The organism is Mucilaginibacter aurantiaciroseus (genome assembly GCF_024055595.1).
GTDB lineage: Bacteria > Bacteroidota > Bacteroidia > Sphingobacteriales > Sphingobacteriaceae > Mucilaginibacter > Mucilaginibacter aurantiaciroseus.
Window position 1 is genome coordinate 95,714 of sequence record NZ_JAMXOF010000004.1, and the last position, 20,789, is coordinate 116,502.

Genomic DNA, 20,789 nt, shown 5'->3' on the forward strand with positions numbered 1-20,789 from the left:
AGGATAAAATCCCGTGGCCTTTCTAATATTGATTTAGGTTGTATTATTTTTTAACCTCGGGCGTAATCCACCTGTTTCCAGTATTGTACTTTCCCACAACCACTACCTTATAAAATGTAGATGGCCTGTCTTTAACAGATATTAGCGCATGCCCGGCATCGGCATCAAATTCGCCTACAAGCTTATAATCATCAGGTTTGCCTTCTTTAAAGTTATTAGTTGCCGCTACCCAGATCTTAACCTTTTCGCCTTTGTTAAGGGGCTTCCAGCTTACATCTATATTCCCTTGTATTAAATTGGCTTTAAGTTCGGATATTGACACGGGGCCGGTAAGTGGTGTGCCGTCCAGCTCTTGTTTATATTTTGCCGGGATGGTGATGTTCATGAACCGGGCAATGGTTGGGGTAATATCAACGATAGCCGGGTAATAGTATTTAGCATAACTGTTCAACCCTTTTGCATTGGTTACCATCCAGGTGGAGCGTTGCCTAACCGATTGCCCACCGTGGTTTTTGCCAGTACGTTCGTCGCGGCCATGGTCGGTAGTGATAAAGATCTGCCAGTCCTCGTTGAAATTTTTTTCGCGGTATTGTATCGCTGCCCAAATTTTACCAATCTGTTTATCCATCATCTCGATAGCGGTATAATACTGCGGATCATCACCATAACGGTGGCCCATATCATCGGTGTATTCCAGGTAAACCCATGAGAGGTCGGGCGCATTTTTTTTGATACTTGCCGATGCCTCCTCTATCACCTTTTCATCAATTCGGTGCATGTAGGCGCTTTCGTTATCGTGTTTAAAGTTGATGGTATCCAGTTCAAAACCATCGGCATGGTAATCTACATGAATCTTATTAGTCTGGTCTAATCCATCACCAACCAACTTGGTACGGTTATCCAACCAGCTTGAAAATACAGCTATCTTTTTATTGGGGTACTGATCTTTTAACAGCCTAAAAATGGTGGGATAGCTATAATTAGGATCTTTGATGTCATTATCGGGTACATTATGTTTGTTAAACCAGGTGCCGGTAAGCAAGCTGTTATAACCTACGGCAGATATAGTTGGCGTTTGGTTGTATGCATCCTTATCGCCGCCAACATGGGCACGCAGGTATGCACCCTGTTTGGCTATTACATTTAGGTTTGGCGTTGGTAATTTTTCAATAACATCCGCAGGTATGCCATCGGCAATTATAAACAAGGCCTTTTTAACCTTTTGCTGGGCAACTACACTTGTACCTATTAACAATAACAGTAAAACTGATTTAGAAATCTTAGCAACCATAGAGATCATAACTTTTTAGGCCAAATTAAAAAACCAAAAGGTTATTGAAGTTACGGGATTGTTATTTTATTAAAAGCTTGCATGCGGATATCAGTTTTTGTATGGCTTCATGGAAATCACCTCTTCGGTGTCAAATAAAACAAAAGCGCTTTAATTTTCATTTAAAGCGCTTTTTGTTTTTAGATCCATTCAAGAAATTAAACGGATAATATTGAATTAGTTAGTTGCTTCCATTAACTACTTTTTTGGGGACATTCCACCCACTTACTTCAATTCTTACAGTTTTTTGTTTGATTACTCCGACCGGGGCCGACACCATGATCTTTGTACTTTCATTCGGCGCAAGTGTAACATAATTTGCACTCCAATAACTTGGCGCTACCTCCGCGTTACCTTCCATTAATTGCGGGCGCACAAAAAATGCTATTTTATTGCTGTTATTAGTTAGCAGTAAAGCCCAACTAACTTGTTCCCTATTAGTGCTTTTGCTTAATATACGAGCGGCTACTTGTGTAACAGGTATAGTATTTAACGCTTTATAATCATTTCCGGGTGCCATCCAATAAGCGTTATGTGATACAAGCTTGCCCTGATTATCTTTCACGTTCAAAACTACAAAGCTTAGTGCTTTTTGCTGCTGCAAAACAGTTGCTAATTGCAATTCAGATTTAACACCTTCATCGGGTAAACTGACAGTTACCTGCTGGCGGGTTATCAGTTTACTGTTCGCATCATAAACATCTGCCTGTAGGCTTAATAGACCTGTGCTATGGTGGGTACGGTTCAATACTGTAATTGTCGAGTCGTTTTGATTGAACTGCGCATGTATGGGTTCAACCGCGTTTTGCATAAAGTAATAGCCGGCGTTTGGCTGCAGGTACCAGTCATAAATTTGCCAAACTACGCTTGGGAAAGCCGCATTCAGTTTCCACAACATTACACCCCCGGTTTCAGTCAGCTTATGCCCGGCAGCTTCAAATATCCCCTGGTAACCGGTGGCATTCATCAGCTGCATTTTATTAGAGAAATCTTCGCGCGTTACGGGTTGCCCGTAGCGGCTTACCATGTCTTTATAATACTCATCATATTTACCTGCACCCGTTGCTGCATCATGATATCCCCACATATTATTAAGAGGAAAGGGCAGTTTCTTGTCCCACGTAGTATCCGGAATGTTTTTAGCCAGGGTATTGTAAGGTGGTTGCGATGGCAGGCCTGTTTCGTCTTTAAAAACCCAGTCGCGACCCGCGGCAGCTAATTTAAAATACACTTTAGGATCTTGCCAGGCATAAGGCCCGCTACTGTAAACACCGGTCGGCTTGTTATCCGGCCAGGCGCCATCCCAACCCGAAGGCAGTTTTGCAAAACCTGATGAGCTTGGGATATATGGCCGTGTGCCATCTAAAGTTATAATGCTATGGCGCATCACATCGTAAAGTTCTTTACGGGCATGGCCCTCGTTTCCGCCCGTCCAAACCAACAGGCTTGGGTGATTACGGATGCGGTATATAGTACTTTTTACATTATTGATAAATACGTTGCTTTCCAATGGCCAATCTGGTGAGCCTTTAAATTCGCCTTGGGTATCTCCCGTGATCCAAAAGTCCGACCAAACCATCAAACCATATTTATCACAATCGTTCCAAAACTGGTCGGGAGGTGTAATACCGCCGCCCCAAATGCGTACCAGGTTTACATTTGCAGTTTTACAAAGATGTAATTCGTGATCATACCTTGCCGAATCTCGGTTAACCATCAGGTCGGGCACCCATGCGCCTCCATTAAGATGCACCCGCTTGCCGTTTACAAAAAATTCGCGGCGGGTAAAGCCTTTCACATCACTTGCAGTAGAACTTACGGTACGGATACCAAAAACAAAGGTTGTATCATCAGTAACCTTATCCTGGTTAACATATTGTAAGCGGATGCGATACAAATTAGCGCGACCATAACCGTTAGGCCACCATAGTTTTGGATTGTTAACGGATAAAGCCCGTACCTGTTTAGCATCTAAACTTACAATTTTAGCCTCGCCGGCAATTACTGTAAAAGGTTTAGAAAATTGGATAGCATTACCCTTAAAGTTCTCGGGTTTGATACTCACCCGTAACTCGCCTTTCGTAGTGTGTTTAGTATAGTTTGATAGTGTTAATGCTAAAGAAAGAGATGCTTTGCTTGTATCTGGCAGAGCTGGTAAAGCAGTAACCAATTTTGGCCTGCCGATAGTTACCGCACCGGTGGTACGCAGGTAAACCGGCTGCCAAATCCCCATATTACGGTCTCGTACGGGGGGCATCCAATCCCATCCGGCAGAACATAACATAGTTACATTTTTACCGATATCACCTGTAGGCCCGCCATTTTCATAAAACGGACCAAGTGCTTCCAGTTGTTCTTTTGCCGGGAGGCCGGGATAATCTAAAGGATATATTTTTACAGCTAAGTTGTTGTTACCTCCTGCGATGACCTGCCCGCTTACATTTAAATTATGCTCTGCGAACATCCCCACCATTTGCGAACTATCCGCAATGCGTTTCCCATTCAGCCAAACCTCTGCGCGATAGTTTATGCCTTTAAATATCAATTGAAATACTTTGCCTTGATCTACTTTTGGAACTGTAAAATTTGTACGGTACCAATACGGCTTTTTCCAAGGGTTGCTAATACCGGGGATATGGCTATACTTTTCGAGCTGATATTGTTTATTAAACTCATCTGATGCATCCGGTATCAACATGTTATTTAAACCCTGGTAGGGGCTTGGGTAAACCTTGTTGGCAACCAAGCCGGTTAGTACGGTAGAAGGTACAGTGACGGGATACCATTTAACCTTTGATGAATATGACGCGGCCGAAAGTTGCTTCCCGCCTAATTGGACCAACTCTGATGATTGTAGCTGGAAATATTTTAATTGCATCTGCTTAACACCGACCGATTGCGCGAAAAGTTGTTGCGTACTTAATGATAGTGGCAAAAGCAGTAAAAATATTGCAAGTCGTTTATTAGGGGTAATTGACATTTCTTAAATATTGATTTTAAAATTATTGAACAGGCATGTACTTGCCATACAAAGCAAGCGGCGTTACATTTTTTTGAAATAGCGTTTTGGAAGCAAATTCTTTAAAATCAGCCTCGCTTACCTGCCCGGGGTAAGGGGCGTAAAAATGACCGGGATTATCGTTGCGCCAAGCCATTACATATGATGTTTTGTATTTCGATAGCGTTTTTAGCAATACGTTCGTCCACCAGTCTGCTTGTGGAACGCGTTCATACCCAGTTTCTGGCAGGCAGGCAACCTTATGGTTTTTTGCGGCTATAATATCTAAAAGTGCCAAGCGCTTATCGAGGTTTTGCTGATAACGGTCAACGCTTTTAACACAGTAACTATCAAAGCCAACAAAATCTACATAATCATTTCCGGGGTATCGGGCCATAAAGTCGGCCTCGGTATCAAAGTCGGCTACAGAATACACAATAAGCAGGTTATGCAGTTTTTTATTATTGCGCATGTAGCCAATGGTAAACTGCCAAAGACTTTTAAACTCATCGGGAGTACAGGTATTGGCGCACCACCAAAACCAATTACCCGTAAGCTCGTGAAACGGCCTGAATAATATGGGGATCGGTTCGCCCTCAGCGCCTTTCATACTGCCGAGGTAAGCCGCGGCTTTGTCAAGGTATTTCTTATATTGATCGTGAGCAACACCATCCGGCAGGATATCCTTTACTGTTCGCTGCGTGGTATCCCAAGCCGATCTACCGTTCACCGGGTTATCCATATGCCAGCAGAAGGTGTTTATGCCGCCCCGCTGGTAAGCTTCTTTTACAAGTTCTTTTTGACGTTTAAACGTGATGTTATTAATGTCTTTTGTACTATCATGCTCAATTTTAGCCAAATCCCAGCCGTACATGGCCGGGTAACTACCTACTGTACTTTTAACATCTGAACGGCCGACATCCAGCCGCCAACCAACACCGTAAGCGGTATCATCGTGGTGACCAAAGATCGCTCCGGCACCTACGAGGCGTTGCATGCTATAAAACAGTTCGCGTGTTTCTGTGGTGGCCTGCCTATCTGCCGGTGCATATAGTTGGGCCTTTGCAACGGTTGCTGTACAGATGATCAAACCTGTTATGAAAACGAGGTTAAAATATATTTTAGATCTCCTCATGCTTATTTCCCTTCTGCAACCAAAAACACCGCGCCCAGTGCCGGCACATTAACGGTTATGCCACCCGCAATATCGCTGGTTTTAGCAGCAACATCCATAAAGTTTAGTGGCCCGCCGGATACACCCGCAGGGCCTGATCCGTTCACGAATACCTTGCGCGAAAACGGCGCGTTATCCGTCCCCCCGTTTAAGGTATGATAGTAGTATTTGGTACCCGAAACAAAATTTTTGATTTTGATCATTACAGCTTGATCCTTACTGCCTTTATTTACCAATACTACGCCTGCATGGCCGGATGTGTAAGATGAGCCATAACTTACAATATCGCCACTACCCGCCACGCTCGAGTTCACCATACGGTCGCCAAAATAACGTTGGAAAAAATACATGTAGTAATAAGCCGGCCTCGGGTTCCATTTGTCAGCCCCAGGTTCATCGCCTCTGTTAAATAAACCGTGGTCGTTACCATCGTCCCAGCCGTTTGCCAGGTCCCATCGGCTGGCCATGCTAAACTGGTTCTTTAAAACTTCGCCCAAAACCATTGCCGCGTGGAGGCCTGCAACATTTGATACCATCTGCTGTGACCCTGTTGCAAAAATATTCCATTCGTCTAAAGCAACCGGCTTTTGAGCAACCCCTGCCGCTGATGCCGAGGTTTTTACCCAATCCATGGTAGATTTGGTTACGCTTGATGCCGTAGCCAGGATCTCTGCCGGGGTAGAGTTCTTAAAATATGGGGTATAGTAATTATGCACTACATAAAAATCTGCAGCTGTCCCTGCCTGCCTTAACACATCAGCATTCCAGGCGGGGGTAATAACGGATGGGTTCAGATGCTCATCAGCCTCTGTTATTACTATTCCAATTTTAATACCCGTGTTACCTACTTCAGCGGCGGCTTTGCGCATCGAATCTGCAAAAAGCTTGAAATGGGTGCCATATATCAAACCGGTAAGTATTTGTGGCTGCCCATCTTTATTATCAGCCAGATCAATGCGGTAACCGGCTTCCCAGTTGCCCCAATTCTCGTTACCTATTTCCCAGTATTTGGTTCGGCCTTTATCATAACGCACCCAATCTGCAGCCAAATGAGCAGCTGTTTGATCGGGATGCGGCCCTTTCCCATAACGTGCATAACCATAATTTACAGTTATGATACCCGCGCTATTGGTTTGCTGCAGTACCTTATAATAATTGTCAAGTGTAAACGCGTTATCCCCCGGGCTGTTGCCATACCAGTAATTGGCATTTGTAACAACGCCTTTAGCATCCTGAAGTGTGGCCGGGGCGTCGGCGGGCGGTGTGTTATCTCCCTTATTCCAAAAGTAAACATCAGATAAACTGCCACCCGGAAAACGTAATATGTTTGGCTCCAGTTTGGTTAAATAGTTCATTAATATAGGGTCGGTAATATACGGGCCCATATATGGGTTTGTATTATTACCGTATATTTTTTTTGATGCTTTGGTAAGTACCTGAGCAATATCTACGGTTGCAATAATATTGCCCGCGGCAGGCTTGGTGGCTTTTACAATACTGTTAGATAATGTAAACTGTTTTGGCTGCCAGCCATCAAGGAAAAAACCTTGTATAGCGCCCACGGCAGGGTCTACAGGCTCCTTTATCACTACCGTATTGTTACCCGTTGTATCGGCTTTATTTACGCTTGAAGCTGTGGCTCCATCTTTTTTACAAGCCACAAGGGCAATAAAAGTTGCTAAAGTTACAGCGGTCCCCTTTATCATCATTTTCATTAGATTCTTTTATTTTAGAACATAAAAAAGCCACCACCGGTAAGCCAAAGGCCGGTAACCGATGATGGCGTGATTTAATTATAACCAGTACTAAATAAACCCAAGGTCATCAACATAGAAGGTGCCGGGTGCGGCAACCCCTAATGTTTGGAAAGTTATTTCGCTTATTGTTGCGGGGTCGCCCAGGTCACTGAGCTTAATGGTATAATCAGTATAAGCGCCAACGGCTACTTCTACGGGGTAAGCCTTACCATAGTTACCATTTATTACAACCTTTACCCTATCGCCCGCTTTGAAACCTGCGCCACCGTAGATAGAGAATTTAAGAGATTTTAGCCCGGCTGAGGTGACACTTAATGTAGAACCACCGTAACCTAATTGTAAAGCCCCATAGCCATTATTAACGGTTACGGCAATAGCGTTAGTTCCACGTTTAGGGTGCTCGGTACTGTTATATTTTCTGGTACTGCCATAGCCGTCGTAACCACCACTTCCCTGGCCGCCCCATCCTGCTGATAGTACATCGTCATAAATAATGTATTTAAACCCAAATGAAGATGCCGATTTAGCTGTACCACCCGGTGTGGTAACATAAATATAGGACTGCACCACACCCGCCGGAACTTTAACCCGGATCTGGGTATTTGTTGGAGTGCCAACGATCTCGGCAGGCACGTCATCAAATTTCACACCTGTAACACCGTTAAATATTTTACCATTAATGGTTACAATATCACCGGAACCCGCAGCAAGTGGATTAAAATCTGTAACGGATGGCGGTGGCTGCTGGATGCTAAAATCGAAATCAACCTTGCCATATTTGGTAACAACGGTTAATTTATTGCTTTGGCTTGGGCCAAATGGCGTACCATCAGGTATGGTGATGATAATCACTTTATCGGTAATCAGCGCGGGGTTAAAATAAACCGATGCACCGTTAAATAATACCGCGTTAGTGGTTAACAGGTTTTCGCCAAGGATGGCGTATTGATTGTTTAATTTCCCGTTAGTAACGGTCGAATCGGATGCAACAACTGTATGATCATCATAAACGCTGCTCGAATCGAGCGTTATGCGGTGCTCAACACCGGTTATCGTATCCGCTTTGCTTACAGTACGTACCCTGGTGATTACCGGCGCGCCTTTACCACCCTGCTCCTGACTATCTTTTTTACAGGATGCAATACCAATTATCATTAGTACAGCCAATATCCCATAATATATTTTTGAATTTTTCATCTTCTTTTAAATCTGGTTTTTTATTTAAACGTGTATGGTACCGGTGATTCGTTCAGTTTCGGATTAGCCGCAACCTCTGTAGTTGGATACGGGAATAGGAAACCACTTGAACTGATCGGTATCTTTTGGGAATACACTACCGGTGGCGTATCGTTACTGTAGGTTCCACGTTCCTGATTGCCAATTATAACAGCAGCCAGGGGATGCGATGCAGCATTAAAGCCATCTAAACGGCCCAAATCAAACCAATAATCGCCCTCGATAGCAAATTCTATGCGTCGTTCGTGATAGATATCATTTTTAGTTACAGCAGGTAAAGGATTAAGCCCTGCACGTGCCCTTACTTTATTAAACGGAACCAACGCAGCCGGGTCGCTTGTAGTTATTGCACTAGCCAGTACGGCTTCTGCCTCAATTAACAAAACATCGGCATAACGCATAATGTAAGTGTTGTTACCTGTAGACTGCGCGGCACCTTTACCGCCATTATCAGCCGGTGTACCCGTAACATATTTTTTAATGCCCGCTTTGGTGCCTTGTGCATTAACATCTGCAGGTACGGTAAAGCCACCGGCAGCCTGGTTTAGTTCAGGATACTTATCCCCCGCTAACATGATCGTACCGTGTTTCCTAATATCGCCCGGCTCATAGGCCTTCTGAAGATCTATAGTGGGGCCAATTACAGAATATCCATCACCCGTACCGGTTATGATAGAATTGATAGCGAAAGATGCCTGCAAAGAGTTACCGTGACCATATGGCGCACCGGCAGCCCATTGTAATGCAGCAACAGACTCCTCGTTATTGTTGTTAGCGGTAACAAACAGGTTGTTATAGGTTTTGCCGGCAATGTCCAATCCGTATAATTTAAACTCGCCGCTGCTAATCACCTTTTCGGCTGATGCGCGTGCATCAGCATACTTTTGCTCATACAGGTAAACTTTTGAAAGCATTGCCGTTGCCGAACCGCTTGACACGTGGCCCTGTGCTACAGATGATCCACTTCTTACCATTGGTGTGCAATTCGCTTCAGCAAATTTCAGGTCATTCTCAATAAACTTGTATACATCTACAACGGTGTTAGTGTTGATCTGGAAATTATTCACATAATCCAAGCTGTTCTCGATGATTGGAACCGGGCCAAATAACCTAACCAAATAGAAATAGGCAGCTGCGCGCATAAAGTGTGCTTCGCCAAGCGCATTGTTAGTTGTTGCTGATGGTACAGATGCCGGCACTTTAGATGGCAGATTATTGATGAGTGCATTTGACTGAGCAATTACGGTGAACAAAGATGTCCACGCGTTAGAGATCTCGGTATTATCACCCGTTGCAGAGAAGTTGCCGAAAGCCACAACATCACTTGAATAAGACCGCGCGTTGCCGCTTGCAATTTCTGTTATTGCCCATGATGCTTTATTATTCCAGCTGAACCAAACATTATTGTACAAACCATTAGTGCTTGACTGCACCTGCTCTGCTGTTTGATAAAAGTTATCCAACGTTATCGCATCTTCGGGTGCTTTATTAAAAAAATCTTTTTTGCAGCTTGTTGCAGTAACTAACATCATTACCGCTACGCCTGCTATATATTTTATATGTCTTTTCATTTTATTCTTATTTATAGGTTAAAACTGGGCGTTAATACCAAACGTGATGGTGCGGGCAGATGGGTACCTGCCGATGTCAACGTTAGCTAATAGCGGGTTTTGGTTTTGTAGGCCAATCTCCGGGTCGTAACCATTATACTTGGTAAATGTGTACAGGTTTTGGCCGCTGGCATACACTTTTAAACGTGCAAGCTTAACATGCTTGATCAGGCTAACCGGGAAATTATAACCTATGCTTACATTCTGGATCCTTAGGTACGAAGCGCTATGGATAAACCTGTCTGAAATTTGAAGGTTGGCATTATCTGTACCCGCCCTTGGTGCAGGGATGTCAGACGTTGGGTTTGTAGGGCTCCAGAAATTCGCCTGTGATGCGTACTGGTTCTGGTAAAGGTTTGCCAGGCCCCCTAAGGTACGATCAAGCAGGTTCAGGATCTGCCCGCCTTGCGAACCCTGCAAAAATATGCCCAGGTCAAAAGCTTTGTAGCTAAAATTGTTTGTGAAACCATAAGTAAACGTAGGCTGCGGGCTACCCAATGAGGTTTGATCTTTAGCATCGATAACTTTATCACCATTAAGATCTTCGTACTGTACATCGCCTAACCACGTCCTTTTATTACCCAGGTTTGGGTCGTTTGATACCGGGTAGCCAAATTGTACAGGCGCGTTCCTTAACTGCTCATCAGTTTTAAATGTACCTTTAACCTTGTAGCCATAAAATTCTCCCAGCGGACCACCCACAACTGTGCGGGTAATTGGCAAACTTAAGAACCCGTTAGTTACACTTTGAACAAGCTGTTGTAAGCCGGTAGCTAAAGAGGTTACCCTGTTTTTGTAATGAGAGAATATTAACGTACTGCTCCATTTAAAATCTTTAGATACGATATTACGGGTATTAATGGTGATATCGAAACCTTTATTGCTGATACCGCCTGAGTTTATAAATGGCGAAGCGACACCGCCCAGGTAATCCGGGCCGCCTACTACGTAAGCCGGTAATGGCAACTGAAACAGGAACTTACTTGCTTTACGCTGATAATAATCAAATGAACCTTCTACACGGTAATTGAACAAGCTAAAATCGACACCTGCGTTGTACTCTATCTGGTGCTGCCATGTAAGCTTATCATTGGGAATTCTTGCCACTAAAAAGCCTGTGCCTAAACCGGTGATGGTTGGATTTAACTGCGAACCGAACGAATAAGGCGGGATGGCCTCATTAGCCAATTGACCATAACCTAAACGGATCTTCACGTTATCGGCAATACTTTTGATAGGTTTGAAAAAGTCCTCATCAGATAAACGCCATGATGCCGCGAATGATGGGAAATAACCGCGCTGATGGCCAGGCGCGAAGTTGGATGACGCATCTTCACGCAAAATGGCAGTAAGGCTATACCTGTTATTAAATGTATAAATAGCACGCGCAAATACCGACTCCAGGTTATGCGGCGCACTTTTACGCTCATCAATAACAGCGGTTGTAGCCGTACCTAAATTTTCTGTAGGCACGTTACTGCCTAATGTGTTGGTTAAGAAACCCGAAATACTTTGCTGCGTGTAACCCCATCGTGACGATGATACCTCGTAGCCTAACAATGCGGTCAAACTGTGTTTTTGCGCAAAAGTATGATTGTATGTCAGGTACTCTTTATAATTGTAATAGCTATTGGTGTTCTGCTGCTCGCGAAGGGTGGCCGTAGGATTGGTAAACCTACCGTACGAATAACTTGGTGTGAAGATATTATTGTTAGAAAAACCAAAATCGCCACCTAACTCTGTTCTCAGGGTAAGATCTTTTATAAACCTGATATCAGCGTAAAAATTTCCGTTTAAGTTACTGCGGTTTAATATATTAGAAATACTTGTTGCCTGCTGAACAGGGTTTAAGATCCCACCAACGGCATCCGGTGTATTTGGCGGGCCTGCAAACGTGCCATCGGCATTGTAAATGGCCACGTCAGGTGCCTGTAACAATGCATTGTAGATGATACCGCCGTTATCGCTGTATATGATATTTTCGTTCGATTTACTCCCTGATACGGTTAGGCCAACCTTAAACCAGTTGTTTACCTGCGCGTCAACATTGCTGCGGAACGAATAACGTTTAAAGTTTGAGCCGATGGCGATACCATCCTGGTCAAAATATCCGCCGGACAGGTAATAACTAAGCCCGTCTTTACCGCCAGAAATTGACAACTGGTGGCTTTGCTGATAAGCCGTACGGAAAATTGCGCGTTGCCAATCGGTACCTTTACCTAACAGGCTTGGGTCAGCAAATTCGCCGCGGCGGCCTGTGCCATAAACATCAGCCAGCGAATTTTGCAGGTTTGCATATTGCGGCAAATCCATCAGCTTCAGATATTTCTGCGGCTGCTGAAAACCTGCATAGCCATCATAATTTATCCGGGCAGTACCACTACGGCCTTTTTTTGTAGTGATGATAATTACACCATTAGCCGCCCTGTTACCATAAATAGCTGCTGAAGAGGCATCTTTTAATATATCTATCGACTCGATATCGTTAGGGTTAAGCAAGGCAAGCGGGCTTGGCGAATTTGCGCCGTTATTAGCATTTAACGCGGTACCGCCATTAGCGTTGGCAGCGCCGGAGATAGGTATACCATCAATAACGTATAAGGGCTCGCCCGAATTGAATGTGGAAATACCCCTGATACGTACCGAAGTTTGGCTACCCGGCGCACCTGTATTTTGCGTTACGTTAACACCTGCGGCTTTACCCTGCAATAATTGATCTATACTGGCTTGCGGTATGTTAGCAATATCTGCCGCTTTTACGGATGATATAGCACCATTTACATCCTGCCTGCGCTGCGAGCCGTAACCTATGGCAACTACATCAACACCTGCTAAAGAAGTTGTGGACGATAGCAGTTGTACGTTAACCTGTGTTTGGTTGCTTATAGTAATTTCCCGGCGTTGCATACCTATAAAGCTGAATACGAGTACCCGGCCTTGTTGTGGCACAGTGATGCTGTATTTACCATCTACATTGGTAAGCGCGCTAACCTGTGCATCCTTAACAGATACCGTAACTCCCGGCAGAGTTACCCCTTTTTCATCTGTTACTGTTCCTTTTATTACCACTCCCACTGTTTGCGCCATTGTGGTTGCGCAAATAAAAAAAGCGGCAAAAAGTAATACTGATCGTAGAATTTTTCCCATAATGATTTTGTTGGTTTATAATTTTATATTGATTTTAATTGGTTCTTTAGCAGCATATTCAAAATTTTATGGCTATGCCAGAATCACGCTGATCTGTGCACCTGCCGATTAACAGTTTCGAATGTGTTTACAATAAATTGGTTAAAATTGGTAATGTGGTCGCCGAAGCAAAAGAATACTATTACGCCGTCATTTAGTTCGGAGATAAAATTATGGCGTATTTATTATCCTGTTGTGGATAAATAGGGGCACAAATGTCAACCAGTATTTAAAACACTGGTTTATAATTAGTTATAATAAATTTGCGTAGTTTATTAATACAAAACATTGACGGATCTATCCCCGGAATTTACAAATGCCCCTGGTATTAATATGCAAATCAAATTATTGTTGGTGTGTTTCAGCATACCTGGATGGCAGCATATCATACTCGGCCTTAAAGGTTTTAACAAAATATTTTTGGCTTTTAAATCCAACCTTATTACAGATCTGTGAAATAGTTAAGTGGCCCGTTTCCAATAATTGCGCTGCGCGTTTTAGCCGCATTTGCCTAACCAGTTCGTTAGGTGTTTTACCGGTCATCTGTAGTGTTTTTTTATACAGCGTATAACGGCTAACAAACATTTCGTTGCTTAGCTCTTCTACCGAGAAGTTGGGGTTAGCGATGTTATTGTCTATCAGCATCAATACCTTTTTAATGAACCCTTCATCCGGCGAGTCTACAATTAATTCAGTAGGGTTAGCTTCAACCTGTTTCTGGTATGTTTTACGCATATGCTCCTGCTGCAACAAAATATTGCGGATCTTAGAAAGCAAGATCTCGAAATTGAAAGGTTTGGTCATATAATCGGTGGCACCGGTTCCCAAACCTTTTAATTGCTGCTCTTCGCCGGCTACTGCAGTGAGCAATATTACGGGAATATGCGATGTGCGCTTATCATTTTTAATTTTGATACAAAGGTCTATCCCGTTCATTTCCGGCATTGTAATGTCGCTAACTATCAAATTGGGATGTTGCGCAAGCGCTTTTTGCCAGCCCCGCTTGCCATTTTCAGCTTCGATGATTTGAAACGAGTCTTTAAGATTGTCTTTGATATAGAACCTAAAATCGTCATTATCTTCAACCAAAAGAACAACCGGCTTTTTACCGTCCCGGTTATCCCTTACCTGGATTTCCGTATTATTGGCTATTGAACTATTTTCGTCGTAATGCTGTAAATGAACAGGCTTATCTGTAAATAAATTTTTGTTTAACTCCTGTAAAGGAATCATTACCGTGAAACAACTTCCCTGGTTCAATTCACTTTCTACAGTTAACTCTCCGGCATGCAGGCGCACAAACTCTTTTACGATTGACAAGCCGATACCACTGCCCTGGTTTAGCATTGTGCCGGGGATGTCATTTTGAAAAAATGGCTCAAAGATCTTTTCCTGTTTGTCCGGGTGGATACCAATCCCCGTATCAATTACCCTGATCTCAAATTGGTTATCCCCGCCAGCTGTGTAGCTTTTTAAATTTAACAATACGCTTACCTGCCCGCCTGCATGCGTAAATTTATAGGCGTTTGATAGCAAGTTGAACAGAATACGCTCTATCTTTTCATAATCAAAACTGGTGTAGTATTCTTCTATTTCGCTATCAAATACAAATCCTATTTGTTTCTGCTCGGCAACATCGGTAAACGAGTAAGATAGGTCGCGAATAAATTCAACAATGTCTCCCGGTGTTTTGTGGAGCTTTAACTCTTGATACTCCATTTTCCTGAAATCGAGCAGTTGGTTTACCAGGTTTAATAAACGCTTGGCGTTACGGTTCACTAAAAGTAACTGCTTTTTTATACCCGGTTCGGCAATTTGCTTAACAATGTTATCTACCGGTGCAATAATTAACGACAATGGCGTGCGGAATTCATGGCTTACATTGGTAAAAAACCTGATCTTCATCAGGTCGAGATCATGCATCCGCTGCGCTTCTTCGCGCTCCTTCTCTAAAAGAAATTCGAGCCTAAGCTTGCGAATCCCCCTGCTGCGTATAAATAATAAAATACCTATAAATAGTAAGGCGTATAAAATATACGCAACCGTTGTTTTCCAAAATGGGGGCAGTATTTTAATGTATAGTGTGAGTTCTTTACTTTTCCAAAACCCGGGGTTAGCAGCGCGTACCTTAAAGGTATAATCGCCTGCGTCTAAGTTGGTATAAGTAGCTTTACGGGTAAGGTTATCGGCACTGATCCAGTTTTTATTAAACCCCTGCATCATGTACTCATACTTCACCTTATCCGCGTCAAAATAATTGAGGGCGGCAAATTCAACCGAAAAAACGTTTTCATTATATTTCAGTTCAACGGTATCGCTATGTGATATGGCTTTTGGCAAAATCACATTCCCAAAGATCTTTTCGCCGGCCTTTACGCTTTTGTTAAACACCTGAAAATCGGTAAAGGCCAGTTTTGGGGCATTTGTACTGTTACGCAAACTGGCCGGTTTAAAAATATTAAAGCCATTACCGCCACCAAATATCAGTTCACCTTTCCGCGTTTTAAAAGAGGAATTAGCTGTAAACTCCCTGCCCTGCAGGCCATCCTTTTCGTTATAGTTGATAAAGTGCAAAGGCAGTCCTGCACTTTTACGGTCAACAATAATGTTCGAAAGGCCGTTGGGTGTGCTTGCCCAAATATTGTGGGCGTCATCTTCCCGCAGGTCAATTACCGTATTATCCGGCAATCCATCCTGCTTGGTAATATTTTTAAACTTACCTGTAGCCGTATTTAATATACTGATGCCCTCGCGCGTACTTATCCATATGAGCCCGCTACTGTCTTCTAATATATTATTAGTGTTGTTATTTACTAAACTGTTGGGGTCCTTGTCATCATGCACATAATGCATAAATTGTTCGGTACGCCGGTTAAGCACATCAACGCCATAAGATGTTACAATCCAAAGGTTTTTGTGCCGATCATCAAGCAAGGCGGCGACATAGCTGGAATGCATTGAATTAGATGACCCGGCCATCATCTTATAATGCTTAAATGAATTGGTGCTTCGGTTTAAGAGGTTTAGCCCGCCGGCAAGGGTCCCCACCCATAAATTATTGTCCCGATCTTCGATGATCGACCAGATCCTGTCTTCAGAAATACTTCCGGGGTCGTTATCGCGGTGACGGTAATGCGTAAAGGTTTTACCGTCAAATTTGTCAAGCCCGCCAAAATAGGTACCTATCCAAAGTTTCTGTTCATGATCCAGGTACATGTTTACAATAACATTATTGGTGAGGCTGTTATTGTTTGCCGCATCATGCATGTAGCGTTTAAAACTGCCGTTCTTACGATTAAAATAAACTAACCCCCCGCCGTTAGTACCTAACCACAGGTTACCTTTATCATCTTCTATAAACTTGTTTACATCGCTAAAACTCAAACTCCCCGGGTCAGACAAATGATGCGTATACAACGGGAACTTGATAATACTCTCGTGGTAATAACTAATGCCGCACTTGTACGTACCTGCCCAAATAATACCTGTGTTATCCTTATAGAGTGTTGTTAAGCTATTTTGCCCGAGGGTTTTTTTATCGTCTTCGCGGTTAAGCAGGTACCTGGTCTTAAAATCTGCTTTATTGAGCAAATTGATACCTCCATGGTCTGTAGCTATCCAGACCCTGTTATGATCATCTTGCACTACCGAGGCTATTACATTTGTGTTTAAGCCCGAGGAGGTACCGTCCTTATCCAAATGCCTAAAAGTAGTTGTATTGGAATTTAAGTAATAAACACCAGATGAATAACTTGGCACATAAGCCCAAACATCGTCTTGCCTGTCAATAAAAACCTTGTAAGAGGTATTTAGCCCGGTTGGCAGTTCGCTCAGACGCCTGCGATAATTGACCTTGTGTGTCAACGGATCAAGGCGCTCCAAAATCCCTTTATTATAAACCAGCCAGATATTGCCTTTTGCATCTACAGACAAATCGGCGACAGCATTGCTATAAATGGAAGCTTTACCGCCGGGTTTATAGCTGATGTGTTCGGTTTTTTTTGTAAGGGGATTATATTTATAAATGCCGCTAAATGAGTTGAGGAACCAAAAGTTACCTACCTTGTCTTTTTTTAGCGCTGTAAAATTTTGGGATGGGACACCAAACGCTTTGAGTGCGCCTGTAATGTTATGGCTAAAAATTTCTTTAAGCGGATCATAAATATTAAATCCATTTCTTGTTTCCACCCACAAATTATTGTCGGGGCCTTCGGCTAAGCTTACCATAAAATCGTCACTCAGGCTCACCGTATCACTTTCTTCGTGCTTAAATATTTTAAACTTATATCCGTCGTATTTACTCAAGCCCGACAAGGTACCAAACCACATAAAGCCACTATGATCTTTTAAAATACAATTGACCTGGTTGTGCGACAGGCCTTCACCGATATCTAATTTAGAGAATTGAAATTCGTTGCTTTGCCCAAACACCACGCAAGAGTAAAAAACAAAAAAAATTGTAAAAAACCTTTTCATGCGTATAAAATGGATAGGGATTACTGACTTATTATTGGTATCCTAAGTTAATAATAATAATCTTCAGAGATAGTATTCGTAAATAGTAAATAAAATCCAGCGATAAGAGCCGTCTTTTGTTCATATTGTAATTTAATTACAATATGAACAAAATGAGAACAAATAAACAATTGCTGTTAACGCTGATGGCTTGCTTTACCTATCTGACATCCATTGCCCAAATAAATTCTTCAGCGCAAAAAATCCGTTTAAATCAAGTTGGTTTCTATCCGGATGCCGAAAAAAAAGCGATAGTAACAAGCGCCGATACGGGTAAATTTTATTTACAAACCAGTCTGGGGCAATCTGTTTTTACCGGCCGGCTAGTATTAGACACTCAACCTGCATTTTCTGGAAAGCAAATGGCTGTGGCTAATTTTACTAAATTTGTTACACCCGGCACTTATCGCATTTTCATTCCTTTGCTGGGATATTCTTATCCGTTTAATATCAAGTCATCTATTCATAAAAGTGTTGCAGATGCTACCATTAAAGCATTTTACTACCAACGCGCATCATTACCGTTAGCTGAAAAATATGCAGGGAAATGGCACAGAGCTGCTGGCCATCCCGACAATAAAGTTCTTATCCATGCCTCTGCCGCTAACAAAAAAAGGCCTGAAGGTACAATAATATCAAGCCGGCGAGGATGGTATGACGCCGGCGATTATAACAAATACATCGTAAACAGCGGCATCAGTACTGCAACCTTACTTTCATTATACGATGATTTTCCTGGTTACATGAACACTGTAAAACTTAATATACCGGAAAGCAACAACCAGCTACCGGATATCCTGGATGAAGTTATATGGAACCTTCGCTGGATGCTTACTATGCAAGACCCTAATGACGGAGGTGTTTATCATAAATTGACTAACACCAAGTTTGATGCGATGATCATGCCAGATAAAGCTGTAATGCCGCGTTATGTTGTTCAAAAAGGTACAGCTGCGACGCTTGATTTTGCCGCTGTAACCGCACAGGCTGCCCGCATCTTAAAAAAATTCCATCATCAGCTACCTGGTCTTGCAGATTCTTGTTTAAAAGCGTCTTTACAAGCTTACGCCTGGGCGCTAAAAAACCCAAACGTGATATATGACCAGGACGTGATGAACAAAAAATTTAAACCCGAAATAACAACGGGGGCTTACGGTGATAAATACTTTGCAGATGAACTGATTTGGGCTGCATCAGAACTATATGTAACTACAGGCAAAGAAGAATATTTAAAAACCGTTATAGCCGGCGATGGTCCCAAAATGTTGTTACCTACATGGAGTAATGTAAAATTACTGGGCTATTACTCCTTAATAAAAAAACAACCTCTTACCCATCCTTTGTTGGAAATTAAAGCAAGGGTATTAAATTTCGCAAGTGATCTGTTGTTTAATGCAGATAAAAATGCGTATCAAACAGTAATGGGCAAATCAGCTAATAACTTCAATTGGGGCAGCAACAGCAATGCGGCTAATCAAGGTATATTGCTAATTAAAGCATATCAGCTAACGCACGATAAAAGATATTTAAATTGCGCATTAGCTAACCTCGACTATCTTTTAGGGCGTAACGGTTCGGGTTATTCCTATATAACAGGTTACGGAAGCAAAAGCACGATGAAGCCACACCACAGACCATCTACAGCTGATGGAATAGTTGAGCCTATCCCCGGGTTAATGGCAGGCGGCCCTAACCCCGGCATGCAAGATGGCGTTAAAGTACCATCGATAGCCCCGGACGAAGCGTATATAGACGATAACCGTGCATATGCTGCCAATGAAGTAGCCATTAATTGGAATGCACCCGTAGCCTATTTGGCTAACGCCATTGAAGCGCTGCAGAAAGATTTTGGACGTCGATAATAAATTCCACATTTAAACTTATATGAAGCTTCTATACTCCGTTCTATTTTCAATTGTTTCGTTTAGCATGAGTACTGCCCGTGCAAATAATGGCAAAGCCGACACCCTCGCTGCAAATAAGCTAAACCCTTATGGAAGATATTATTACAACAGCGAAAAAGAACTGGAACTCATTAGCTCGGCAGTGCATTTCGGGTTTAACTTTAAAGGGACTGTTTGTAAGATTTATTTATCCCTAAAAGACAAGGAGGCTCACAATTATTTGCAGTACGAACTGGATGGCGTTTACCAAAAACGTATAAGAGTGGAAGCAAATTCAACATCGCCCATTATTATAACTGCACCCAAAGAGGGCAATCATAAAATATGGATCTATAAATGTACAGAGGCGACAAGTGGCGACATTTTGATCAGTAAAATAACCGGAGACCATGTAAAATCCATCAAAGTGAAAAAGACACCATTGATTGAATTTATTGGCAACAGCATTACTTGCGGCGCAGCAGCCGACACCAGTGAAACACCATGCGGCAAAGGTGATTATATAGACCACCACAACGCGTACATGGCTTACGGGCCACGGCTGGCGCGTGCCCTTGGTGCAAACTACATGCTCAGCAGCGTAAGTGGTATTGGCGTTTATCGCAATTGGAACAGCGACGCGCCTACCATGCCACAGGTTTATGAAAATATAGATCTGCAATACAACAATCCGGTTAAGTGGGATTTTAAAACCTACAGCCCAAAAGTAGTAAGCATTGCGCTTGGCACAAATGATTTTAGTAATGGCGACGGTATAAAGCCGCGCAAACCTTTCGACCCCGAAAAGTTTATTGCTACTTACGTGAATTTTGTAAACCTGGTGAAATCAAAATACCCTAAAGCCCGCATAGCCTTATTGAGTAGTCCCATGGTAAAATTAGCATATGGCAAAATATTGGAAGATTGCATCACCGCCGTAAAAAACCAGATCAACGCCGAATACCCTGGTAAAAAACCTGTTGAGATATTCTTCTTCCCACCCATGGAGGCGCACGGTTGCGGCGGCCACCCCAGTGTGGAAGACCACGCTATTATGGCCCAACAGGCTGCACACTTTTTTAAAATGTTGATGAAGTAAC

Annotated in this window: 10 protein-coding genes; 2 read left to right on the plus strand and 8 right to left on the minus strand. The window is 42.8% G+C overall.

Going from position 1 to position 20,789, the window contains the following annotated elements; translation table 11 throughout:
* Positions 1-43 precede the first annotated feature (43 nt).
* From NAF17_RS16380 to NAF17_RS16415, 8 genes are all read right to left on the minus strand, one after another.
* Positions 44-1,291, minus strand: coding sequence for an alkaline phosphatase family protein (locus NAF17_RS16380; protein WP_252759099.1), 1,248 nt, complete (start codon positions 1,289-1,291; stop codon positions 44-46).
* Positions 1,292-1,511: 220 nt separating this feature from the next.
* Positions 1,512-4,310, minus strand: a complete 2,799-nt coding sequence (locus NAF17_RS16385) for a glycoside hydrolase family 2 protein (protein WP_252759100.1) — start codon at positions 4,308-4,310, stop codon at positions 1,512-1,514.
* A 22-nt stretch (positions 4,311-4,332) separates the two neighbouring features.
* Positions 4,333-5,463, minus strand: a complete 1,131-nt coding sequence (locus NAF17_RS16390) for a glycoside hydrolase family 26 protein (RefSeq protein WP_252759101.1) — start codon at positions 5,461-5,463, stop codon at positions 4,333-4,335.
* Between the two features lie 2 nt (positions 5,464-5,465).
* On the minus strand, positions 5,466-7,211 hold the full coding sequence (locus tag NAF17_RS16395; protein WP_252759102.1) for an alpha-L-arabinofuranosidase family protein: 1,746 nt from the start codon (positions 7,209-7,211) through the stop codon (positions 5,466-5,468).
* Between the two features lie 96 nt (positions 7,212-7,307).
* Positions 7,308-8,456 carry an IPT/TIG domain-containing protein gene (locus NAF17_RS16400; RefSeq protein WP_252759103.1) on the minus strand — a complete coding sequence of 383 codons (1,149 nt, stop codon included), beginning with the start codon at positions 8,454-8,456 and terminating at the stop codon, positions 7,308-7,310.
* Between the two features lie 20 nt (positions 8,457-8,476).
* Entirely contained in the window at positions 8,477-10,066 is a 1,590-nt protein-coding gene (locus NAF17_RS16405) for a RagB/SusD family nutrient uptake outer membrane protein (RefSeq protein WP_252759104.1), read from the minus strand.
* Positions 10,067-10,084: 18 nt separating this feature from the next.
* On the minus strand, positions 10,085-13,192 hold the full coding sequence (locus NAF17_RS16410) for a SusC/RagA family TonB-linked outer membrane protein (protein ID WP_252759105.1): 3,108 nt from the start codon (positions 13,190-13,192) through the stop codon (positions 10,085-10,087).
* 444 nt (positions 13,193-13,636) lie between these two features.
* On the minus strand, positions 13,637-17,767 hold the full coding sequence (locus tag NAF17_RS16415) for a hybrid sensor histidine kinase/response regulator transcription factor (protein ID WP_252759106.1): 4,131 nt from the start codon (positions 17,765-17,767) through the stop codon (positions 13,637-13,639).
* 152 nt (positions 17,768-17,919) lie between these two features.
* Between NAF17_RS16415 and NAF17_RS16420 the strand changes: the two genes are divergently transcribed.
* Both NAF17_RS16420 and NAF17_RS16425 read left to right on the plus strand, forming a co-directional pair.
* Positions 17,920-19,668: a glycoside hydrolase family 9 protein gene (locus NAF17_RS16420; protein WP_252759107.1), complete on the plus strand. Its 1,749-nt coding sequence runs from the start codon at positions 17,920-17,922 to the stop codon at positions 19,666-19,668.
* 67 nt (positions 19,669-19,735) lie between these two features.
* Entirely contained in the window at positions 19,736-20,788 is a 1,053-nt protein-coding gene (locus NAF17_RS16425) for an SGNH/GDSL hydrolase family protein (RefSeq protein WP_252759108.1), read from the plus strand.
* The last annotated feature ends 1 nt before the right edge of the window (position 20,789 follow it).